1 pseudogene is annotated in these 235 nt (G+C 38.3%); it reads left to right on the top strand.

Going from position 1 to position 235, the window contains the following annotated elements:
* A pseudogene (locus tag V6256_RS15445) lies at positions 1–189 on the top strand (cellulose synthase complex periplasmic endoglucanase BcsZ); the annotation flags it as partial.
* Positions 190–235 lie beyond the last annotated feature (46 nt).

Genomic DNA, 235 nt, shown 5'->3' with positions numbered 1-235 from the left:
CTAAAAGAGGAAACCATTGAAGTAGATAACTATGCCACCGTCTTATTACCAGGCCGAACAGGTTTTGTATCAGATAAGAACCATGTTCTCTTAAATCCAAGTTATCTACCAATGCAATTACTGTTTCGTATGCAGGCTTTATATCCAGATTATCAATCGCAAGCATTGATAGATAGCTCTAATAAGTAACTTCTAGATAGCATGCCCATGGGCTTTAGTCCAGATTGGCTAGAAG

The organism is Psychromonas aquatilis (assembly GCF_038155185.1).
Taxonomy (GTDB): Bacteria; Pseudomonadota; Gammaproteobacteria; order Enterobacterales; family Psychromonadaceae; genus Psychromonas; species Psychromonas aquatilis.
This window is presented reverse-complemented; position numbering and strand designations above follow the sequence as displayed.